This window comes from Plectonema cf. radiosum LEGE 06105, from assembly GCF_015207665.1.
Taxonomy (GTDB): Bacteria; Cyanobacteriota; Cyanobacteriia; order Cyanobacteriales; family Nostocaceae; genus Rivularia; species Rivularia radiosa_A.
The window spans coordinates 1-2,113 of the sequence record NZ_JADEWL010000290.1 but is presented as its reverse complement, the minus strand read 5'-3'; the positions used below and the strand labels follow the sequence as shown (position 1 = coordinate 2,113).

The window sequence follows — 2,113 nt, the reverse complement described above, 5'->3', positions numbered from 1 at the left end:
GGTAGAGGGGGAAGAGGGGGTAGAAATAAAAATTCCTAACTCCTAACTCTTCATTCCTAATTAGTTACTGTTCACTGTTCACTGATTAATAATGATTCCCAACTTTTCTATGATGTACAGCGGTTAAAGTATCAGGTTTGCTGACTTTACCTGCATATACTGTACTGTATACAATCCAATGGTCTCCAGCGTCCATTCTGCTCGCAACTTCGCACTCTACATAGGCTAATGCATCACTGAGTATCGGCGCACCATTTTCCGCTGCTTGGGTTTTTACTCCTTGAAAACGATCTGCACCAGGAAGGAATCGCTTGAGAAAGTGTTTCATTAAGGCTTGATAATTACCTTCTTCGAGAATATTTAAAACGAACTTGTCCCCGACTTGCATCAAGGATTCAATGGCTCGATCTTTCGCTACTGCGATCGACAATCCCAAGGGTTTGAAACTAGCTTGATTCACCCAGGATGCTAACATAGCGCTTTTTACATCACCTCGTTGAGCAGTAATAATATACAAACCACCACTCAATCTTCCTAAAGCTTTATCCAAGTCAGCATCAAGAGACTTCATGTGTTTGATGCTTTGCTCACGGGTTAACAATTGTCCCAAATCGGTTCCCGCTTCTTCGCACTGCTTATAAGTATTCTCAGTGGGTGAAGATTTAATTTTGATGACACCAAAAGCTGGTTTTAAACCCAACTCCCGGAATTTTGTTAATATCGGGTCGATTGGTTCATCATCACCACCACCAGTTTCAAATAATCCTACCGCTTGTTTGTCGTGTACCGAACCTAAAATAGTACTCAAAGCAGTTTGAATCTTTTGATCGGATGCTGGGGGCATTCCGATGACAATTCCAGTAAAGCGGCTTGCTTGTTCTCTTAATTCCTGTAAATCAACATCTTCGCTTAAATCTACCATTTCTACAGCCACTTCGGTTTTAGAAACACCGCTGGCTACTGCTTGAGCAAGTTTATCACTGTTACCGTATTTAGAAACGTAGAAAATACCAACAATTTTCTCAGCCTTAGCTTTATTTTTACTCCAATCGCGGTAGCGTCCAATTAATTCATCTACATTATGAGATAAAAGCGGTCCATGTCCAGTTGCTACCATACCCACAGTTTCCAACTCACCCATGCGTTTGAGAGCAGACATTACAGAACGAGCATTCGGAGCCATCAAACACTCGTAATAATACTTAAATTCCGCACTAATTGCTGTTAAATCTTCATCAAAAGTAGCATCCGAACAATAATGCATCCCAAAAGCATCGCAGGTAAAGAGAATTTGGGTTTTATGATCGTAAGTGAAAATTGTGTCGGGCCAGTGTAAATTAGGAGCAATGACAAATTCAAGCTCGTGTCCATTACCTAAATCAAGGCGATCGCTATTTTTTACGATTTGATTTTTAAAAGGTTGGTGTACCAGATTTTCCAAAAACTGAATCGCAACTTTAGAACCGACAACAGTAACTTCGGGTACCAACTGTAAGAAATCTTTAACTAAACCGCTGTGATCGGGTTCAGTATGACTGATAATTAAATAATCGATTTCCGCTGGATTAATCAGTCCGTTGAGAGTATCAAAATACAGCTTGCGGAACTTTTCGTGAGAAGTATCAACTAAAGCAATTTTTTCACCACGAATGATAAACGAGTTATAGGTAGTGCCATTTTCCAAACCAAACTCGATATCAAATCTATCTCTATCCCAATCCAGAGAGCGAATTGCCGTAGTATCAGCAGCAATTTCAGCAGTCTGCATGGTGAGCTTTTTCTCAGTTTTCTCGGTAACTGCTACCATAATTCCTCTCCTTAATAGCTTTTTAATAACTGAGTATTTATGCGTCTACTTATATTGTGACACGAGTTATTTGTAAATTTTTATTAATATATCTATAGGTTGAGTTTAGAAAGTTTAATCATGTTGGACATTGTTTAATTTTATCAGCGTACCTCAGCGTTAACCTCCGCGCACCTTTGCGTTAAAAAAATGTTATCTAATCCTCCAAAAACCTGGTTAGCATTAACAATCGGCAACTCCCGCTTACACTGGGGTTTATTCAACCAACAAACCCTCACACAAGCCTGGGATACCAACTATCTTCCC

Annotated in this window: 1 protein-coding gene; it reads right to left on the bottom strand. The window is 39.7% G+C overall.

Going from position 1 to position 2,113, the window contains the following annotated elements; all coding sequences use genetic code 11:
- Positions 1-85: 85 nt before the first annotated feature.
- Entirely contained in the window at positions 86-1,807 is a 1,722-nt protein-coding gene (locus IQ247_RS32020; protein WP_193926218.1) for a diflavin flavoprotein, read from the bottom strand.
- Between the last annotated feature and the right edge of the window lie 306 nt (positions 1,808-2,113).